Here is a 15,756-nt window from a genome sequence, read left to right on the forward strand (position 1 = left end):
AGGGCACCCGCTACCCTACAGCGTGTAGTGCTCTCAATGCCGGATGGGGAAACGATGTCGACGACAGGGGAAGTGGCGGCGCCTCACCTGCTGCCCCGCCTCCGGGCGACAACCGCCGGGAAGTGGCAGTCGGTGTGGTGGCTCGCCGTCGTGGCGGCCGCCTTCACCGGCGCGCAGCTGATCTTCGTCGGGCCCGGCCTCGGCCTGGGCTGGGACGAGTCGGTGTACGCCAGCCAGGTGGCGCCGCACATCCCGGCCGCCTACTTCAGCGCGCCGCGCGCCCGTGGCGTACCGGTTCTGGTCGCCCCCCTGGCCCTCCTGACCTCCTCCGAGGCCGCGCTCCGCGTCTACCTCGCCGTGCTGTCCGGCGCGGGCCTCTTCCTCGCCCTGTGGGTCTGGCGACGGCTGCGCCCGGTGCCCGTGCTCGCCCTCGCCGGGGTGCTCTTCGCGGGGCTGTGGATCACCCAGCTCTACGGTCTCCAGGCCATGCCGAACTTCTGGACCGCGTTGTGCGGGCTGGCGGCCGCCGGTTGTTTCCTGCGGGCCGCCACGGACCGGGACGACCGGCGCGCCGTCGTCGGGCTCGTCCTCTCCCTGGCCGCCGCCGCGCTGTTCCGGCCCTCCGACGCGGCCTGGCTCGCCCTTCCCATGGTCCTCGGCGCCCTGTTCGTACGGCGGTGGCGGCGCCCGGTGCTGCTCGCGGCCGTCGTCGGGGGGCTTGCGCTGGGCGGTGCACAGTGGATCGTCGAGGCGTACGTGTCGTACGGCGGCGTCGCCGCCCGCCTGAACCGCTCCAGCCAGATCGAGGGCGGCCTCGGCTGGCACGTCGCCATCTACGATCAGCTCCGCACCCTCGCCGGCGGCCCTTCCCTCTGCCGCCCCTGCACGGGGCCCTGGCGGCATCCCGAGGCCTCGCTCTGGTGGTTCGCCATGCCGCTCGCGGCGGCGGCCGGCGTGTACGTCAGCACCCGGCTGCGGCGGCGCGTCGGTGCCGCGCTCCCCGCCCTCTGCGGGCTCTCGGTGGCGGTGCCGTATCTCCTGCTCATCGGCTACGCGGCCCCCCGCTTCCTGCTGCCCGCCTACGCCCTGCTCTCCATCCCCGTCGCGGAGTTCCTGGTCGCCGTGGCACGGCCCGCGCGGCCCCGCCTGCGGCCCTACGCCACGGCGGCGGTCGCACTCGTGGTCGTGGCCCAGCTGGTCAGCCAGAACCTGATCCTCAACCACGCCGCCCGCGTCGCCTCCAACGGCACCCGCGACTACGCCCGCATGGCCGCCGACCTGCGCGCGTACGGCGTGCGGCCGCCCTGCCTGCTCACCGGCAACCTGGCCATCCCGGTCGCCTACCAGGCCCGCTGCAGCTCCGTCGACGTCTCCGGCCACAACCAGAACACGACCCGCGCCGACATCGTGGCCACCGCCCGCACAGAAGCTGTCGCTGTGTTCGTCCCGCCGAACACCCACGTCCCGTCCTACGCCCAGCACTGGGCCTCGCACCCACTGACCGGCCTGCACTCGCACCACGGCTACCGGGTCTACGTCTCCCCCTCCGCCCAGGCGCGGTGACAATGACCGGGTGGAGACGGAGACCCTGGACGCGGCCCTGCCCTCGCCTCTCGCCGAGATCGACGACGAGCGGCTGACCCGGCGCGGCATACGGCTGCTGCTGAAGCGGGACGACCTCATCCACCCCGACCTGCCCGGCAACAAGTACCGCAAGCTCCACCTCAACCTCCGCGCCGCCGCCGAAGCCGGGCACGGCCCGCTTCTCACCTTCGGCGGCGCCTACTCCAACCACCTGCGGGCCACAGCCGCGGCGGGCCGCCTTCTCGGCCTTCGCACCATCGGAGTCGTACGCGGCGACGAACTGGCCCACCGCCCGCTGAACCCCTCCCTGGCGACCGCCGCCGCCGACGGCATGCGCCTGCACTTCCTCGACCGCGCGACCTACCGGCGCAAGGCCGATCCCGATGTGCTCGCCGCACTCCTGGACCGTTTCGGCCCCGCCTACGTCATCCCCGAGGGCGGCAGCAACGCCCTCGCCGCCCGCGGCTGCGCCGGCCTCGGCCACGAACTGCGCGGCGCAGACACCGCCGTCGACATCGTCACCCTCGCCTGCGGCACCGGCGGCACCCTCGCCGGACTCGCCGCCGGCCTCTCCCCCGCCCAGCGCGCCATCGGCTTCCCCGTCCTGCGCGGCGGCGCCTTCCTCGCCGACGACGTCCTCCGGCTCCAGACCGCCGCCTTCGGCTCCCCCACAGGCACCTGGTCCCTGGACGACCGCTTCCACTGCGGCGGCTACGCCCGCACCACCCCACGCCTCAACGCCTTCGCCGACGACTTCACCGCCCGCCACGGGCTCCCCCTGGACCGGGTCTACGTCGCCAAGATGCTGCTCGGCGTCTTCACCCTCGCCGATGAGGGCGCCTTCGCCCCCGGTACGACCGTCGCAGCGGTCATTACCGGGTAGGGCCTGCCCGGTGGGTCTCCGTGGATGAAGGAGCGGGCTCCGGCGAGTGCGATCGCAACGCGGTGGGGTCTCCCCCAGCCGCCAGAACTGGGGGAGTCGTTGACTGACGACAACGCCGCGAGGGGCTGGTGCCGGAGTCCGTGACACCGCGGAGATCCACCGGGCAGGCCCTAGGGGTTAGCCTTGGGCGCATGATCCGAGCCGCACTGCCTGCCGACGTACCGGAGATCCGGGCGATGATCCGCGAACTCGCCGAGTACGAGCGGGAACTGGAGAGCGCGCGGGCCACGCAGGAGCAGCTGCACGACGCGCTCTTCGGGGCGGAGCCGGCCGTGTTCGCGCTGATCGCCGAGGACGACGGCACGGGCGCCCCGGTGGGCTTCGCGCTGTGGTTCCGGAACTTCTCGACGTGGACGGGCACGCACGGGATCTATCTGGAGGATCTGTTCGTACGCCCGGAGGCACGCGGCGGCGGTCACGGCAAGGCGTTGCTCGCCGCGCTCGCGGCAATCTGCGTCGAACGCGGCTACGAGCGCTTTGAATGGGCAGTACTGGACTGGAACGAGCCGTCGATCGGCTTCTACCGGTCGATCGGAGCCCGCCCCCAGGATGAATGGACGGTCCAGCGACTCACCGGTGAAGCGCTGCGTACGCTTGCCCACCAGGCAGATGTCAACAAAGCGGCATCACTTTCGAATTGAGACCGCCCACCCTCTAGCCACGGTGCGTACTCGTACACTTACCATGGGTGACAGGCCGGGCGTGCTCCGTCCGGGCGACATCCGACCGCAGATCGCGATAGCGTCGCTCGCGAACCGCAGAACCGCCAGAACCACAGAACGAGAGATCCAGTGGAGGTGAGGGTGTCCCAGATCGCAGGCGAGCCCGGGTCAAAGGACTTCGTCGAGGTCCGGCTGCCCGCGGCGGGGGCCTACCTGTCGGTGCTGCGTACGGCCACCGCCGGACTCGCGGCCCGTTTGGACTTCACCCTCGACGAGATCGAAGACCTGCGCATCGCCGTCGACGAGGCGTGCGCGATCCTGCTGCAACAGGCCGTCCCGGGCAGTGTGCTGAGCTGCGTCTTCCGGCTCGTCGGGGACGCGCTGTGGGTGACCGTTTCGGCGCCCACCACCGACGGCCGCGCGCCGGAGCGCGACACCTTCGCCTGGACGGTGCTGTCCGCACTGGCCGGAGAGGTCGACTCCACGGTGGCCGAGGACAAAACCGTCAGCATCAGCCTGCACAAGAAGCGCGGTGCCGGCCCGGGACAAGCGTGAGGTCCACAGATGCAGGCAGCCCACGCCCACTGGGGTCAGCGTGTCCCGGCTCCCTTCGGAACCGGTAACGGTACAACCGTGCTCGGAACGGGGGATCGCCATGAGTGATCTTGAGAGCGGCGCATCCCATGTGCGCGACCACGTCGTGCCTGCCCAGCAGGCGGCGCGGCAACATCCCGTGCCCCCCAACGACGGAGACGGAACGGACGCGGCGGAGCAGGCACCCATGGACAAGGAACAGCTGCACGAGCAGCACGACCCGCACGACCGGTCCGGCGCGCGGGCGCTGTTCGTGGAGCTGAACAAGCTCCCGCCGGGCTCCCCCGAGCGTGCCGAACTGCGCAACCAGCTGGTGCGGATGCACCTGCCGCTGGTCGAGCACCTCGCGCGCCGCTTCCGCAATCGCGGGGAGCCGCTGGACGACCTGACCCAGGTCGCCACGATCGGGCTGATCAAGTCCGTCGACCGCTTCGACGTCGACCGCGGGGTCGAGTTCTCCACGTACGCGACCCCGACCGTCGTCGGCGAGATCAAGCGGCACTTCCGCGACAAGGGCTGGGCGGTGCGCGTGCCGCGCCGGCTCCAGGAGCTGCGGCTGTCGCTGACCACGGCCACCGGCGAGCTGTCGCAGCGGCACGGCCGGGCGCCGACGGTCCATGAGCTGGCCGAGCAACTCAAGATCACGGAGGAGGAGGTCCTGGAGGGCCTCGAATCCGCGAACGCGTACAGCACTCTCTCGCTCGACGTCCCGGACACGGACGACGAGTCGCCGGCCGTCGCCGACACCCTCGGCGCGATGGACGAGGCGCTGGAGGGCGTGGAGTACCGGGAGTCGCTCAAGCCGCTGCTGGAGCAGCTGCCGCCGCGCGAGAAGAAGATCCTGCTGCTGCGGTTCTTCGGCAACATGACGCAGTCGCAGATCGCGGAGGAGGTCGGCATCTCGCAGATGCACGTCTCCCGGCTGCTGGCCCGTACGCTCGCGCAGCTGCGCGACAAACTGCTGGTCGAAGAGTAACGACCTGGTGCACGATAGGGAGTGGATCAGGTCGTAAGAAGAGCGAGCGGCGTAAGGAGAAGGACTACTGGGCCGTACGCCCGATGCCCAGCGCGTCCGTCGCCGCCGGGTGGACGAGCAGCACCAGCTCGGCCACGGCGGCGGCGCCCAGCGCGGCGCCCGCCGCGATCATCGGGCCGCCGCTCTGGCTCATCGTCCAGGCGACCGGCAGCGCCACCAGCTGGATGATCAGCGCCGGCCCGCGGCTCCACCGCCGCGCGTGCCACAGCCCGTACGCGGCCGCCAAGGGCATCGCCGCCAGCGCCAGGACGGTCAGCCCGCCGGCCTCCGCCTGCTGCGGGCTGTCCGGGTCCCCGACCAGGCCGAGCACCAGCAGCGCGACGCCCCAGGCGGCCAGTGCGGCGCCCTCGGCGGCGGCGACCGCGGCGGCTGCCGTCAGTCGCGGCGTGCGGCGCTTCCCGGCTGAACTCTGCTCACCACTCACCCCAGCAGGGTAGCCCGCCCGGGCCAGGCCGCCGGGAGCCGGGGCCGATACCCGGCAGCAAGCGGTACCGCCCGGTAGGTAACCTGGCGGGCATGCGCGCTCTCCTTGTGGTCAACCCTGCTGCCACCACTACCAGCGCGCGGACGCGTGACGTGCTTGCGCACGCGCTGGCCAGTGATCTGAAGCTGGAGGTCGTCGCCACCGCGTATCGCGGCCATGCCAGGGATCTGGCCCGGCAGGCGGCAGAGGGCGGCGAGATCGAGCTGGTGGTCGCGCTCGGCGGCGACGGCACGGTCAACGAGGTGGTCAACGGGCTGCTGTACCACGGCCCCGACCCGGAGCGGCTGCCCAAGCTCGCGGTGGTGCCCGGCGGCTCGACCAATGTCTTCGCGCGTGCCCTGGGCCTGCCGAACGACGCCGTGGAGGCCACCGGTGCCGTTCTCGACGCGCTGCGCGACCGCACCTCACGCACCGTCGGCCTCGGCCTGGTCAGTGGCACCCCGGGCAGCGAGGACGAGGGCGTGCCGTCGCGCTGGTTCACCTTCTGCGCGGGCTTCGGCTTCGACGCGGGCGTGGTCGGCCGGGTGGAACAGCAGCGCGAGCACGGCAGGAAGTCCACGCACGCCCTCTATATACGCCAGGTCCTCCGGCAGTTCCTGGCCGAGCCCAACCGCCGCGCCGGCGGCGGGATCATCCTGGAGCGCCCGGACGCGGACCCGGTCACCGATCTGATCCTCGCGATCATCTGCAACACCTCGCCATGGACTTACCTGGGCAACCGCCCGGTCTACGCATCGCCCCGGGCTTCCTTCGACACCGGGCTCGACGTGCTCGCCCTGTCGAAGCTCTCCACCCCCGCCGTGGCCCGCTACGCCACCCAGCTCCTGCGTTCGACCCCGGAACGTGGGCCCCACGGCAAGCACGCCACGTCCCTTCACGACCTGACCGACTTCACCTTGCATTCCCAGGCACCACTGCCGTTCCAGGTGGACGGAGACCACCTGGGGCTGCGTACGAGCGCAACCTTCACAGGCGTACGCCGTGCACTGCGTGTGATTGTGTAAGCAGAACGACTTACATTCCTTTTACTCGAACGTTTAGACTGCCCCACACCCCATGGAAGTACGGCTGTGACCTAGTCGACACCGAGGAATCAAAAAAAAGTTTCCGGAAGGGGTTGTATCCGCAGCCCAGGTTTGCGAGTCTCTTCTTGGCGATCGGGACGGTTCCTCAGCGGAGCCCCCTTGAGAGCCCGAATCCACACCAACACCCCAGCGGGACCGCACCAGGAGACTGGGCGATGTCCCGTGTCAGTGTGGGGGGATTCGTGAAAGCGTTCACATTCACAAGCAACCTGTAGGCAACACAAGGAGATGGAGCAGCCATGGACTGGCGTCACAACGCCGTTTGCCGCGAGGAAGACCCCGAGCTCTTCTTCCCCATCGGCAACACCGGTCCTGCGCTGCTGCAGATCGAGGAAGCCAAGGCCGTCTGCCGTCGCTGCCCCGTCATGGAGCAGTGCCTGCAGTGGGCGCTGGAGACCGGCCAGGACGCCGGCGTCTGGGGCGGACTCAGCGAGGACGAGCGTCGCGCGATGAAGCGCCGCGCCGCCCGCAACCGCGCCCGTAACGCCAGCGCCTGACGCGCCCGCTTACCCCCGAGCCGCAGCGCGCAGCACCTCCTAATACGCGCAGCACCCAGCTTTAAAAAGCTCAACGTATGACGCAGAACCCCGGTTGCTCCCCCGAGCAGCCGGGGCTTCTTGCTGTTCGGGCTTGCCGTCTACTAGGCCTCCAGCGGCAGTTCGAGCACGACCTGAGTGCCGCGCCCCTCGGCAGGCACCATGTCGAAGGTGCCGCCCAACTCGCCGACCACCAGGGTCCGTACGATCTGCAGGCCCAGGTTGCCCGCGGTCTGCGGCTCGAAGCCGTCGGGCAGGCCGCGTCCGTTGTCCCGTACGGTGATCGTCAGCTGGTCGTCCGGGGCGGCCGCGCGAGTGGCGGTCACCTCGACAGTGCCCTGCTCGCCGGGGCCGAAGCCGTGCTCCAGGGCGTTCTGAAGCAGTTCGGTCAGGACCATGGACAGCGGGGTGGCGACCTCGGCGGTGAGGATGCCGAAGCGGCCGGAACGGCGGGTGACAACCTTGCCGGGCGAGATCTCGGCGACCATGGCCAGCACCCGGTCGGCGATCTCGTCGAACTCGACACGCTCGTCCAGGTTCTGCGACAGCGTCTCGTGCACGATCGCGATCGAGCCGACCCGGCGGACCGCCTCCTCCAGCGCCTCACGCCCCCTGTCGGAGTCGATGCGGCGGGCCTGGAGGCGCAACAGGGCCGCGACCGTCTGGAGGTTGTTCTTCACCCGGTGGTGGATCTCCCGGATGGTCGCGTCCTTGGTTATCAACTCCCGCTCACGGCGGCGCAGTTCGGTCACATCGCGGAGCAGGACGAGCGAGCCGATCCGGTTGCCCTTCGGGCTGAGCGGGATCGCCCGCATCTGGATCACCCCGTCGTTGCCCTCGACCTCCGTCTCGCGCGGTGCCCAGCCGCTCGCCAGTTTCACCAGCCCCTCGTGGACCGGGCCGCGCGCCGGGGCGAGGTCGGCGGTCGTCTCGCCCAGGTGATGCCCTACGAGGTCGGTGGCCAGGCCCAGGCGGTGATACGCGGAGAGCGCGTTGGGGCTGGCGTACTGGACGACGCCGTCCGCGTCCAGCCGGATCAGGCCGTCACCGGCGCGCGGCGAGGCGTCCATGTCGAGCTGCTCGGCCGGGAAGGGGAAGGACCCGGCAGCGATCATCTGCGCCAGGTCTGACGCGCTCTGGAGATAGGTCAGTTCGAGCCGGCTCGGCGTCCGCACGGTCAGCAGATTGGTGTTGCGGGCGATCACCCCGAGGACCCGCCCCTCACGCCGTACGGGGATCGACTCGACCCGTACCGGCACCTCCTCGCGCCACTCCGGGTCCCCCTCCCGTACGATCCGCCCCTCGTCCAGCGCGGCGTCCAGCATCGGCCGGCGGCCCCGCGGAACCAGGTGGCCGACCATGTCGTCCTGGTAGGAGGTGGGCCCGGTGTTCGGGCGCATCTGTGCCACCGAGACATAGCGTGTGCCGTCGCGGGTCGGGACCCAGAGAACCAGGTCCGCGAAGGAGAGGTCGGAGAGCAACTGCCACTCCGAGACCAGCAGATGCAGCCATTCGAGATCGGAATCATCGAGTGCGGTGTGCTGGCGTACGAGATCGTTCATGGAGGGCACACAAGTGAGCGTACCCGCGCTCATGGCAAGCGCTCACATCCAGTCCCCACGCGGCGGTTGAACAGCTTATGATCTGACTGCGTTGTTCCCTGGATTTTGTGGACAGCGGCGAGTGGTCTAGTCCAGAATTGAAACAGAAAACTCCAATTGACTTCCGTCCTCCCCGCACAGGAGGACGGAGCGAGGCCCCGGCGCTCTCTGCCCTGACTGCGCCCCGGTCTCACGGTCGGCCCTACGGGCCCGCGAGGAACCGCACACCTCGCGCGCCACGGTCCGACGGCAGCTCCGGGCTGCGGTGCCGGATGGGTTGAGGGTCCCGTCCCGGCGCCGCGGCCCGAAGTGCGTTTACGGGGCCTCACAGTCCCGGCCCACACCACCGAGTGCGTGGCTGCGGTTTCCGGTCCGCCCCGCACTCAGTGGCCGTTTACGCCGGCCGGTGACACCCGGCGCGAAGCGCCCGGGTGTGCCGGGTCTGGGGGCAGCGCCCCTGGTTTCGGGAAGGGGCGGGGTGGGGGGAACAACGGCGTCACAGGGCGCGTCAGTGGGTCTCGGTGACCTTGGCGAGGGCGCGGGGGACGTCGGGGTCCTGGCCGCGGGCGATGGTGACTTCGTACGCGAGCATCTGGAGGGGCAGGATCTCGAGGATGGGCTGCACCTCCTCGGCGACGCCTTCGGTGGGGAGGGCGAAGCCGGCGGAGGCAGCCTCGACGGACTCGCGGTTGCCGATGACGACGAGGTCGGCGCCGCGGCCTCGGAGGCGGTCCAGGACGGGCTGGAGGGCCTGGCCGCCCTTGCCTTCCGTGACGATGGCGATGACCGGGGAGACGTTGTCGACCATGGCGAGGGGGCCGTGCAGGAGGTCGGCGCCGGAGAAGGCCAGTGCCGGGATGTAGCTGGTCTCCATCAGCTTCAGGGCGGCTTCCCTGGCCGTCGGGTAGCCGTAGCCCCGCGAGGTGAGGACGAGCCGGTCGGCGAAGCGGTAGCGGGCGGCGAGAGCCTTGACCTCGGACTGGCGGGCAAGGATCTGCTCGGCCAGCTCGGGGAGGATCTTGGCGTGGTTGCCGTCGCCGCCGCGCAGGCCCTCCACGAACAGGTAGAGGGACAGCAGTTCGGCCGTGTACGTCTTGGTCGCCGGGAGCGCCTTCTCGGGGCCGGCCAGGACGTCGATGTGGAACTCGGAGACCTCAGCGAGCGGCGAGTCCGGGTTGTTGGTCACCGCCAGCGTGATCGCGCCGGCCTCCCGGGCGGCCCAGGTGGAGGCGACCAGATCCGGTGAGCCGCCGGACTGGCTGACGGTGATGACCAGGACATCCGTCAGGTCGGGCTTGGCCCCGTACGCCGTCGTCGTGGACATCGAGGAGAGGCCGGCCGGCTTACCCAGCAGCACCTCGATCAGGTACTTCGCGTAGAGCGCCGCATTGTCGGAGGTGCCGCGCGCGGAGAGGAGGACGAAGCGCGGGTTGCGGGCGGCGATCCGCTCGGCAACCTCGCGGATGTGGGGCGCGCCCTCTTCGAGTATGCGGCGGAGTACCGCAGGCTGCTCGGCCATCTCGCCGGACATGATCCGACCCGGCGTATGGACGGGCAGGGTCGGATTCGTGTCGGACATTCGTGCTGCCTCCGTAGCTGGGTCGTGCGATCACTCCTGGCCGGCGATGACCTCCGCGGCCGCCTGCCCGCACACGCGGGCCGCGCCATGGGTCGCGATGTGCAGCGCGCCGGAGGGCAGGGCCTGCGGCACCCCCATCTCCACCACGACCGTGTCGGGCCGGGCGGCGATCAGGGCGCCGAGGGCTGCGGCCATCCAGGGATGACGGTGGACGTCGCGAACCACAGCGACGATCCTACGGTCACCCGCCAGACGCAGCACATTTGCCGACAAAGCGTCCTCTTCCCGGAAAGCGCCCGTCACCGTGCCGGGGAACAGCCGTTCCAGCTCGGCCGCGACGCCCCAGGGCGTCACGTCCCCGACGGCGATGTTGGCGACCGGCGTGAAGGCGGCGACGTACGGCGGCGACGTGAGCGGTACGTACCCCTCGCTGCGGGTCACCCGGAGGGCCCGGCGGGCGGCGGTGAGGCCGACCTCGAAGTCCGGGGCCCGCTGGGGTCCGGCGGCGGTGGCGGTCCACTCGGCCACCTCGCGGACCCGGGCGGCGGCCTCCGCCAGCCGCTGCTCAGGGAGGTCGCCGACGCGTACGGCCCGTACGATCGCGTCGCGCAGGGCGACCACGGTCCCCTCGTCGGACGGTCCCCCGCCGACGCAGATGGCGTCGGCCCCGGCGGCCAGGGCGAGGACGGTGCCGCGCTCGATGCCGTACGTGTCGGCGATCGCCCCCATGTCGATGCCGTCGGTGACGATGAGGCCGTCGTAGCCGAGCTCTTCGCGCAGCAGCCCGGTCAGAACGGCCCGGCTGAGCGTGCCGGGGAGGTCCGGGTCGATCGCCGGGACGAGGAGGTGGGCGCTCATGACGGCCTTGGTGCCGACCGCTATGGCCGCCCGGAAGGGCATCAGCTCGCGCGTGCGCAGGGTGGCCAGCGGCACGTCGACGCGCGGGAGGGCGTGGTGGGAGTCGACGGCGGTGTCGCCGTGGCCGGGGAAGTGCTTGGTGCAGGCGGCGACGCCGGCCGACTGCAGGCCCTCGATATAGGCGGCCGTGTGCCGGGCGACGCGCCAGGCCTCGGCGCCGAAGGAGCGCACCCCGATGACGGGGTTGTCCGGGTCGGAGTTGACATCGGCGGAGGGCGCCCAGTTGAAGTTGACCCCGCAGGCGGCGAGCCGGCGGCCGAGTTCGGCTGCGACTGAGCGGGTCAGCTCGGCGTCGTCGACCGCGCCGAGGGCAAGGTTGCCGGGGAAGGACGAGCCGCCCCGGGCCTCGAGGCGCGTGACGTCGCCGCCCTCCTCGTCGGCGGCGACCAGCACGTCGGGGCGTACCTCGCGCAGCTGGGCGGTGAGCTTGGCCAGCTGCTCCGGCGACTCGATGTTTCGGGAGAACAGGGCCACGGAGCCGAGGCCCTCATCGAGCCGCCGGAGCAGCCACTCGGGGGCGGTCGTGCCTTCGAAGCCGGGCTGGAGGACCGCGAGCGCGTCCCGCGCGATGCTGTCGGTCGTCACGAGGTCGGTCATCCCTTCACCGCCCCCGCGGTGAGGCCGGCGGCCATCTTGCGCTGGACCAGCAGGAACAGGATGACCACGGGGATCGCCATCATCGTGGAACCCGCCATCATCGGCGCGTACTCGGTGCCGTGCTGGGTGGTGAAGTTGCTCAGCCAGACCGTGGCGGTCTGATGCTGCTGGCTCAGCAGCATCAGGGCGTACAGATACTCGTTCCAGGCCTGGATGAAGCCGTAGATGGAGGTGGCGACCAGCCCGGGGGCGAGCAGCGGGAAGACCACGCGGACGAAGGCGCCGGTGCGGCTGCAGCCGTCGACCATGGCCGCCTCCTCCAGCTCCTTGGGGATGTTGACGATGAATCCGCGCAGCGTCCAGACCGTGAAGGGCAGGATGAAGGTCAGGTACGTGAGGATCAGACCCGGCAGCTTGTCGTACTGGCCAAGGTCGTTGAGCAGCAGGAACACCGGAATGATCATGGCGACCAGCGGCACCATCTGCACCGCGAGGATGCCGACGATCACGATCTTCCGCCCCCGGAAGGCGAAGCGGGAGATCGCCAGCGCCGCCAGCAGGCCGACCACCAGACCGATTCCGACCGTGCTCAGCGACACGATCAGGCTGCGGCCGACCGGGCCCCAGAAGTCGGAAATGCTGAGCGCCCGCCGGAAGTTGTCCAGCGACACCGGCCACGGGATGAAGTGCGGGGTGGGGTCGATGGCGTCCTTGGCCGGCTTGAAGGCCGTGTTGAGCATCCAGTAGACGGGGAAGCCGATGGTCACGAAGACCAGCAGTCCCAGAGTGTTGTAGCCGAGTCGGCTCGTCTTCACTCGACCTCTCCGATCTTCAGCATCTGGCGCATGTAGACGGCCACCACACCCAGCAGCAGGGCCACGGTGATCAGGGCGATGGCCGAGCCGCCGCCGTAGTCGTTGACCACGAAGGCCTTGGTGTACGAGTAGGTGGTGAGCAGCTGGAACTCGGGCTCGGGGTGGCCGCCGCGCATCAGGTAGACCTGCGGGAAGACGCCCATGTCCCAGATCACCGAGAGCGTCGTCAGCATCACGATGATCGGCTTGAGGATCGGCAGCGTGACGTAGCGGAAGATGCCCAGCGGCCCGGCGCCGTCGAGGCGTGCGGCCTCCTCCAGCTCCTTGGGGACCTGGGTGAGGCCCGCGCCGAGGGTGATGGCGACGAACGGCACCGCGCCCCAGACGACCAGCAGCATGATGACGGTGAGGCCCTGCGGGCCGGTGGCGAACCAGTTGTGGCCGTCGTAGTCGACCCCGGGCAGCTTGCTGATCAGCCAGTTGAGGACGCCGTAGTCACTGTCGAACATCCACTTGAAGACGGTGACGGCGACGATGACCGGCATGGCCCAGCTGGCCACCAGCGCGATGTTCACCAGGGTCTTCACCCACGGGGACACCCGCTGCAGCAGCAGCGCGATCAGCATCCCCAGCGCGATGGTGAGCACTACCGCCCCGCCCGCGAACCAGACGGTCCGCCAGACGACCTGCCAGAACTCGCCGTCCCCGAGGATCGAGGTGTAGTTGTCGAGCCCGGTCCATTCGGCGGGCTTGAAGCCCCACAACTGGGGTTGCCCGAAAACCTGGAGGGACAGGGTGACCAGTCGTACGAGGGGGTAGCCCATGACGAGGCCCAGCACCAGCATCGTGGGAGCGAGCAGGGCCCAGGGCACGGCGCTGCCGCCCATGCGGCCCCCGCGGCCCTTGCCCGGTCTTGACGCGGGGGCCGGCTCGGCGCCGGCTCCGGGCCCGGTGCCCGGGGGCGGTGATGAGTGCCGCGTCGGCGGCACCTTTGGCGTGGTGGTCTCGGCGGCACTCATCACGTGCTCCTCAGCGATCCGTCTTCGGTTCCGTCAGCCCCGGCCTCAGTTGGTGCTGTTGATGACCGCGTCGATGGCGGTGTCGGCGTCCTTGGTCGCCTGCTCGACCGTCTTCTTGCCGGTCGCGATGGACTGGAGCATGTCCTGGAGGATCTGCGCCTTCTCGACCTTGCTCCAGCCGGAGGCGGCGGGGATGAACCAGCTGCTCTCGGCGGCGGTCGCGGTGGCCTTGGTGGCCGCGGCGGACTTGAGAGGGGCGAGCTGGGTCTTGTTGTTGGGCAGGTTGCCCTTGCTGATCAGGATCTTCTGGCCGGAGGTGCCGGAGAAGTCGTTGATCCACTCGGAGGCCAGGTCCTGGGCCTTCGACTTGACCGGGACGGCGAGGTCCGAGCCGCCGAGGAAGACCGGCATGTTCTTGCCGGACGGGCCCGGGAAGACGAACTGGGCCAGGTTGGTCTTGAGCTTGCCGCCGGTCTTGTCGACCTTCGGGTCGGCGGCCGCGCCGCCCTCCCAGCTCGCGCCGTAGATCATCGCGGACTTGCCCTGGCCGAAGACGATGTAGCGGTCGGACTCGTCCTTGGTGAGGTCGCCGTGCATGTACTTGCCGAGGGCGTCCTTCCATGCGGTCAGGCCCTTGACGGACTCAGCGCTGGACAGACTCGCCTTGAAGGTGCCGCCGCCGCTGTCGGTGGCGATGGCGCCGCCGGCGTCGTAGACGAAGGACATGGCCGCGTACCAGTCACGGGAGGGCTGGTACCAGGCGTTGAACTTCGCGCCTTCCTTCTTCTGGATCTTGTCCAGGTCGGCGGTCAGCTCGGTGTACGTGGTCGGGACGGTCTTCACCCCGGCCGCGGCGGCGATGTCCGTACGCCAGGCGGCCACGCGGGCGCCGGCGTAGTACGGGACGCCGTAGGTCTTGCCGTTGTAGGAGCCGGAGGCCTTGAGGCCGTCGAGCCAGGCGGACGAGTTGTCGAACTTCGACGGGTCGAGCTCGGCGAAGGCACCCTTGATCTCGTAGCCGAGCATCTCGGTGTTGCCCATCTCGATCACGTCGGGGGCCTTGTCCGAGGCCAGCACCGCGTCGAACTTGGTGTTCTTGTCCGTCCAGGCGTAGTACTCGTGCTTGACCGTCACGCCGGGGTGCACCTTCTTCAGCGCCGCGTCGGCCTGCTTGACCAGATCAGGCCAGTTGTTCTGGGCGTCGACCGTCAGCCATACCGTGATCGACGTGGGCGACGCGGCCTTGTCGGATCCCTTGCCCGAACCGCAGGCCGCAACGCCGGCGACCATTGTCGCGACACCGATCGCCGCGATCAGCTTGCGCTTCACAACACCCTCCCCAGGGCCGTGGTACCAAGTGGTGTAGACCAGTGGTCGAGAGCTTGGCCTAGACCTTTAGGGGTGTCAAGGGTGTATAAGAACCCCTGGCGAGTCCGTTACCGGACCGACACCTGGGCCTACGCCGCACGTTCGGCACGGCCCGTGCCACGATGTGGGTTTGACTCGTAACGGAGGAAGCATGCAGAGCGACGGCGAGACCGACGCACAGGTCCTGGACGGCCCGGAGAACGCGGCGACGACCGCCGGGCGGACCGCGCGCGTGCCCAAGTACTACCGGCTCAAGCGCCATCTGCTCGACCTGACCAAGACCATGCCGCCCGGCTCACCCGTGCCGCCCGAACGCACCCTGGCCGCCGACTTCGACACCTCCCGTACGACCGTACGGCAGGCGCTGCAGGAATTGGTCGTCGAAGGCCGACTCGAGCGTATCCAGGGCAAGGGCACCTTCGTCGCCAAGCCCAAGGTTTCCCAGGCGCTCCAACTCACCTCGTACACCGAGGACATGCGCGCCCAGGGTCTGGAACCGACCTCCCAGCTGCTCGACATCGGCTACATCACCGCAGACGACCGGCTCGCCGAACTGCTCGACATGAAGCCCGGCGGCCGCGTGCTGCGCATCGAGCGGCTGCGGCTGGCCAACAGCGAGCCGATGGCCATCGAGACCACCCACCTCTCGGCCAAGCGCTTCCCGGCACTGCGCCGCAGCCTCGCCAAGTATTCCTCGCTCTACACCGCGCTGGCGGAGGTTTACGACGTACGCCTCGCAGAAGCGGAGGAGACCATCGAGACCTCGCTGGCCACCCCGCGTGAGGCCGGGCTGCTGGGAACGGATGTCGGGCTGCCGATGCTGATGCTGTCCCGGCACTCCATCGACACGACGGGCGAGCCGGTGGAGTGGGTGCGCTCCGTCTACCGCGGCGACCGGTACAAATTCGTCGCGAGGCTGCGGCGCCCGTAGACGG

Annotated in this window: 15 protein-coding genes; 8 read left to right on the forward strand and 7 right to left on the reverse strand. The window is 70.0% G+C overall.

Annotation, left to right across the window (positions count from 1 at the left end; all coding sequences use genetic code 11):
* Window positions 1-72 precede the first annotated feature (72 nt).
* From EFK10_RS30980 to EFK10_RS31000, 5 genes are all read left to right on the forward strand, one after another.
* Entirely contained in the window at window positions 73-1,563 is a 1,491-nt protein-coding gene (locus tag EFK10_RS30980) for a hypothetical protein (RefSeq protein WP_240677581.1), read from the forward strand.
* A gap of 10 nt (window positions 1,564-1,573) precedes the next feature.
* The gene (locus EFK10_RS30985; RefSeq protein ID WP_127358969.1) at window positions 1,574-2,467 is read left to right on the forward strand and encodes a 1-aminocyclopropane-1-carboxylate deaminase/D-cysteine desulfhydrase; all 894 of its coding nucleotides are present in this window, start codon (window positions 1,574-1,576) and stop codon (window positions 2,465-2,467) included.
* Window positions 2,468-2,658: 191 nt separating this feature from the next.
* Window positions 2,659-3,168: a GNAT family N-acetyltransferase gene (locus EFK10_RS30990; RefSeq protein WP_127358970.1), complete on the forward strand. Its 510-nt coding sequence runs from the start codon at window positions 2,659-2,661 to the stop codon at window positions 3,166-3,168.
* A gap of 162 nt (window positions 3,169-3,330) precedes the next feature.
* Window positions 3,331-3,744: an ATP-binding protein gene (locus EFK10_RS30995; RefSeq protein ID WP_127358971.1), complete on the forward strand. Its 414-nt coding sequence runs from the start codon at window positions 3,331-3,333 to the stop codon at window positions 3,742-3,744.
* Window positions 3,745-3,844: 100 nt separating this feature from the next.
* Window positions 3,845-4,759, forward strand: coding sequence for an RNA polymerase sigma factor SigF (locus EFK10_RS31000; RefSeq protein WP_127358972.1), 915 nt, complete (start codon window positions 3,845-3,847; stop codon window positions 4,757-4,759).
* A 64-nt stretch (window positions 4,760-4,823) separates the two neighbouring features.
* Here the strand turns inward: EFK10_RS31000 and EFK10_RS31005 are convergent, their stop codons facing one another.
* Complete coding sequence (locus EFK10_RS31005) at window positions 4,824-5,243, reverse strand: hypothetical protein (RefSeq protein ID WP_127358973.1); 420 nt, start codon at window positions 5,241-5,243, stop codon at window positions 4,824-4,826.
* 92 nt (window positions 5,244-5,335) lie between these two features.
* Here EFK10_RS31005 and EFK10_RS31010 point away from each other — a divergent pair, with 92 nt between their 5' ends.
* Window positions 5,336-6,307 (forward strand): diacylglycerol/lipid kinase family protein, encoded by a 972-nt coding sequence (locus tag EFK10_RS31010; protein WP_127358974.1) that lies wholly within the window; start codon window positions 5,336-5,338, stop codon window positions 6,305-6,307.
* A 320-nt stretch (window positions 6,308-6,627) separates the two neighbouring features.
* Complete coding sequence (locus EFK10_RS31015) at window positions 6,628-6,885, forward strand: WhiB family transcriptional regulator (RefSeq protein WP_018563321.1); 258 nt, start codon at window positions 6,628-6,630, stop codon at window positions 6,883-6,885.
* 143 nt (window positions 6,886-7,028) lie between these two features.
* Here EFK10_RS31015 and EFK10_RS31020 read toward each other — a convergent pair whose 3' ends face one another.
* The 6 genes from EFK10_RS31020 to EFK10_RS31045 form a co-directional block, all read right to left on the reverse strand.
* The gene (locus tag EFK10_RS31020) at window positions 7,029-8,486 is read right to left on the reverse strand and encodes a sensor histidine kinase (protein WP_127359003.1); all 1,458 of its coding nucleotides are present in this window, start codon (window positions 8,484-8,486) and stop codon (window positions 7,029-7,031) included.
* A gap of 547 nt (window positions 8,487-9,033) precedes the next feature.
* Window positions 9,034-10,104 carry an SIS domain-containing protein gene (locus EFK10_RS31025; RefSeq protein ID WP_127358975.1) on the reverse strand — a complete coding sequence of 357 codons (1,071 nt, stop codon included), beginning with the start codon at window positions 10,102-10,104 and terminating at the stop codon, window positions 9,034-9,036.
* Window positions 10,105-10,134: 30 nt separating this feature from the next.
* Window positions 10,135-11,619, reverse strand: coding sequence for a glycoside hydrolase family 3 protein (locus EFK10_RS31030; RefSeq protein ID WP_127358976.1), 1,485 nt, complete (start codon window positions 11,617-11,619; stop codon window positions 10,135-10,137).
* The gene (locus EFK10_RS31035) at window positions 11,616-12,434 is read right to left on the reverse strand and encodes a carbohydrate ABC transporter permease (RefSeq protein ID WP_127358977.1); all 819 of its coding nucleotides are present in this window, start codon (window positions 12,432-12,434) and stop codon (window positions 11,616-11,618) included. Before EFK10_RS31035 ends, EFK10_RS31030 begins: the two co-directional genes overlap by 4 nt.
* On the reverse strand, window positions 12,431-13,453 hold the full coding sequence (locus EFK10_RS31040; protein WP_127358978.1) for a carbohydrate ABC transporter permease: 1,023 nt from the start codon (window positions 13,451-13,453) through the stop codon (window positions 12,431-12,433). The genes EFK10_RS31035 and EFK10_RS31040 overlap by 4 nt, the downstream gene beginning before the upstream one ends.
* Before the next feature lie 45 nt (window positions 13,454-13,498).
* Entirely contained in the window at window positions 13,499-14,782 is a 1,284-nt protein-coding gene (locus EFK10_RS31045; protein WP_127358979.1) for an extracellular solute-binding protein, read from the reverse strand.
* Window positions 14,783-14,972: 190 nt separating this feature from the next.
* On the opposite strand from EFK10_RS31045, the gene EFK10_RS31050 reads away from it, so the two are divergent.
* Complete coding sequence (locus EFK10_RS31050; RefSeq protein WP_240677582.1) at window positions 14,973-15,752, forward strand: GntR family transcriptional regulator; 780 nt, start codon at window positions 14,973-14,975, stop codon at window positions 15,750-15,752.
* Window positions 15,753-15,756 lie beyond the last annotated feature (4 nt).

The sequence above is a fragment of the Streptomyces soli genome (assembly GCF_003999195.1).
GTDB lineage: Bacteria > Actinomycetota > Actinomycetes > Streptomycetales > Streptomycetaceae > Actinacidiphila > Actinacidiphila soli.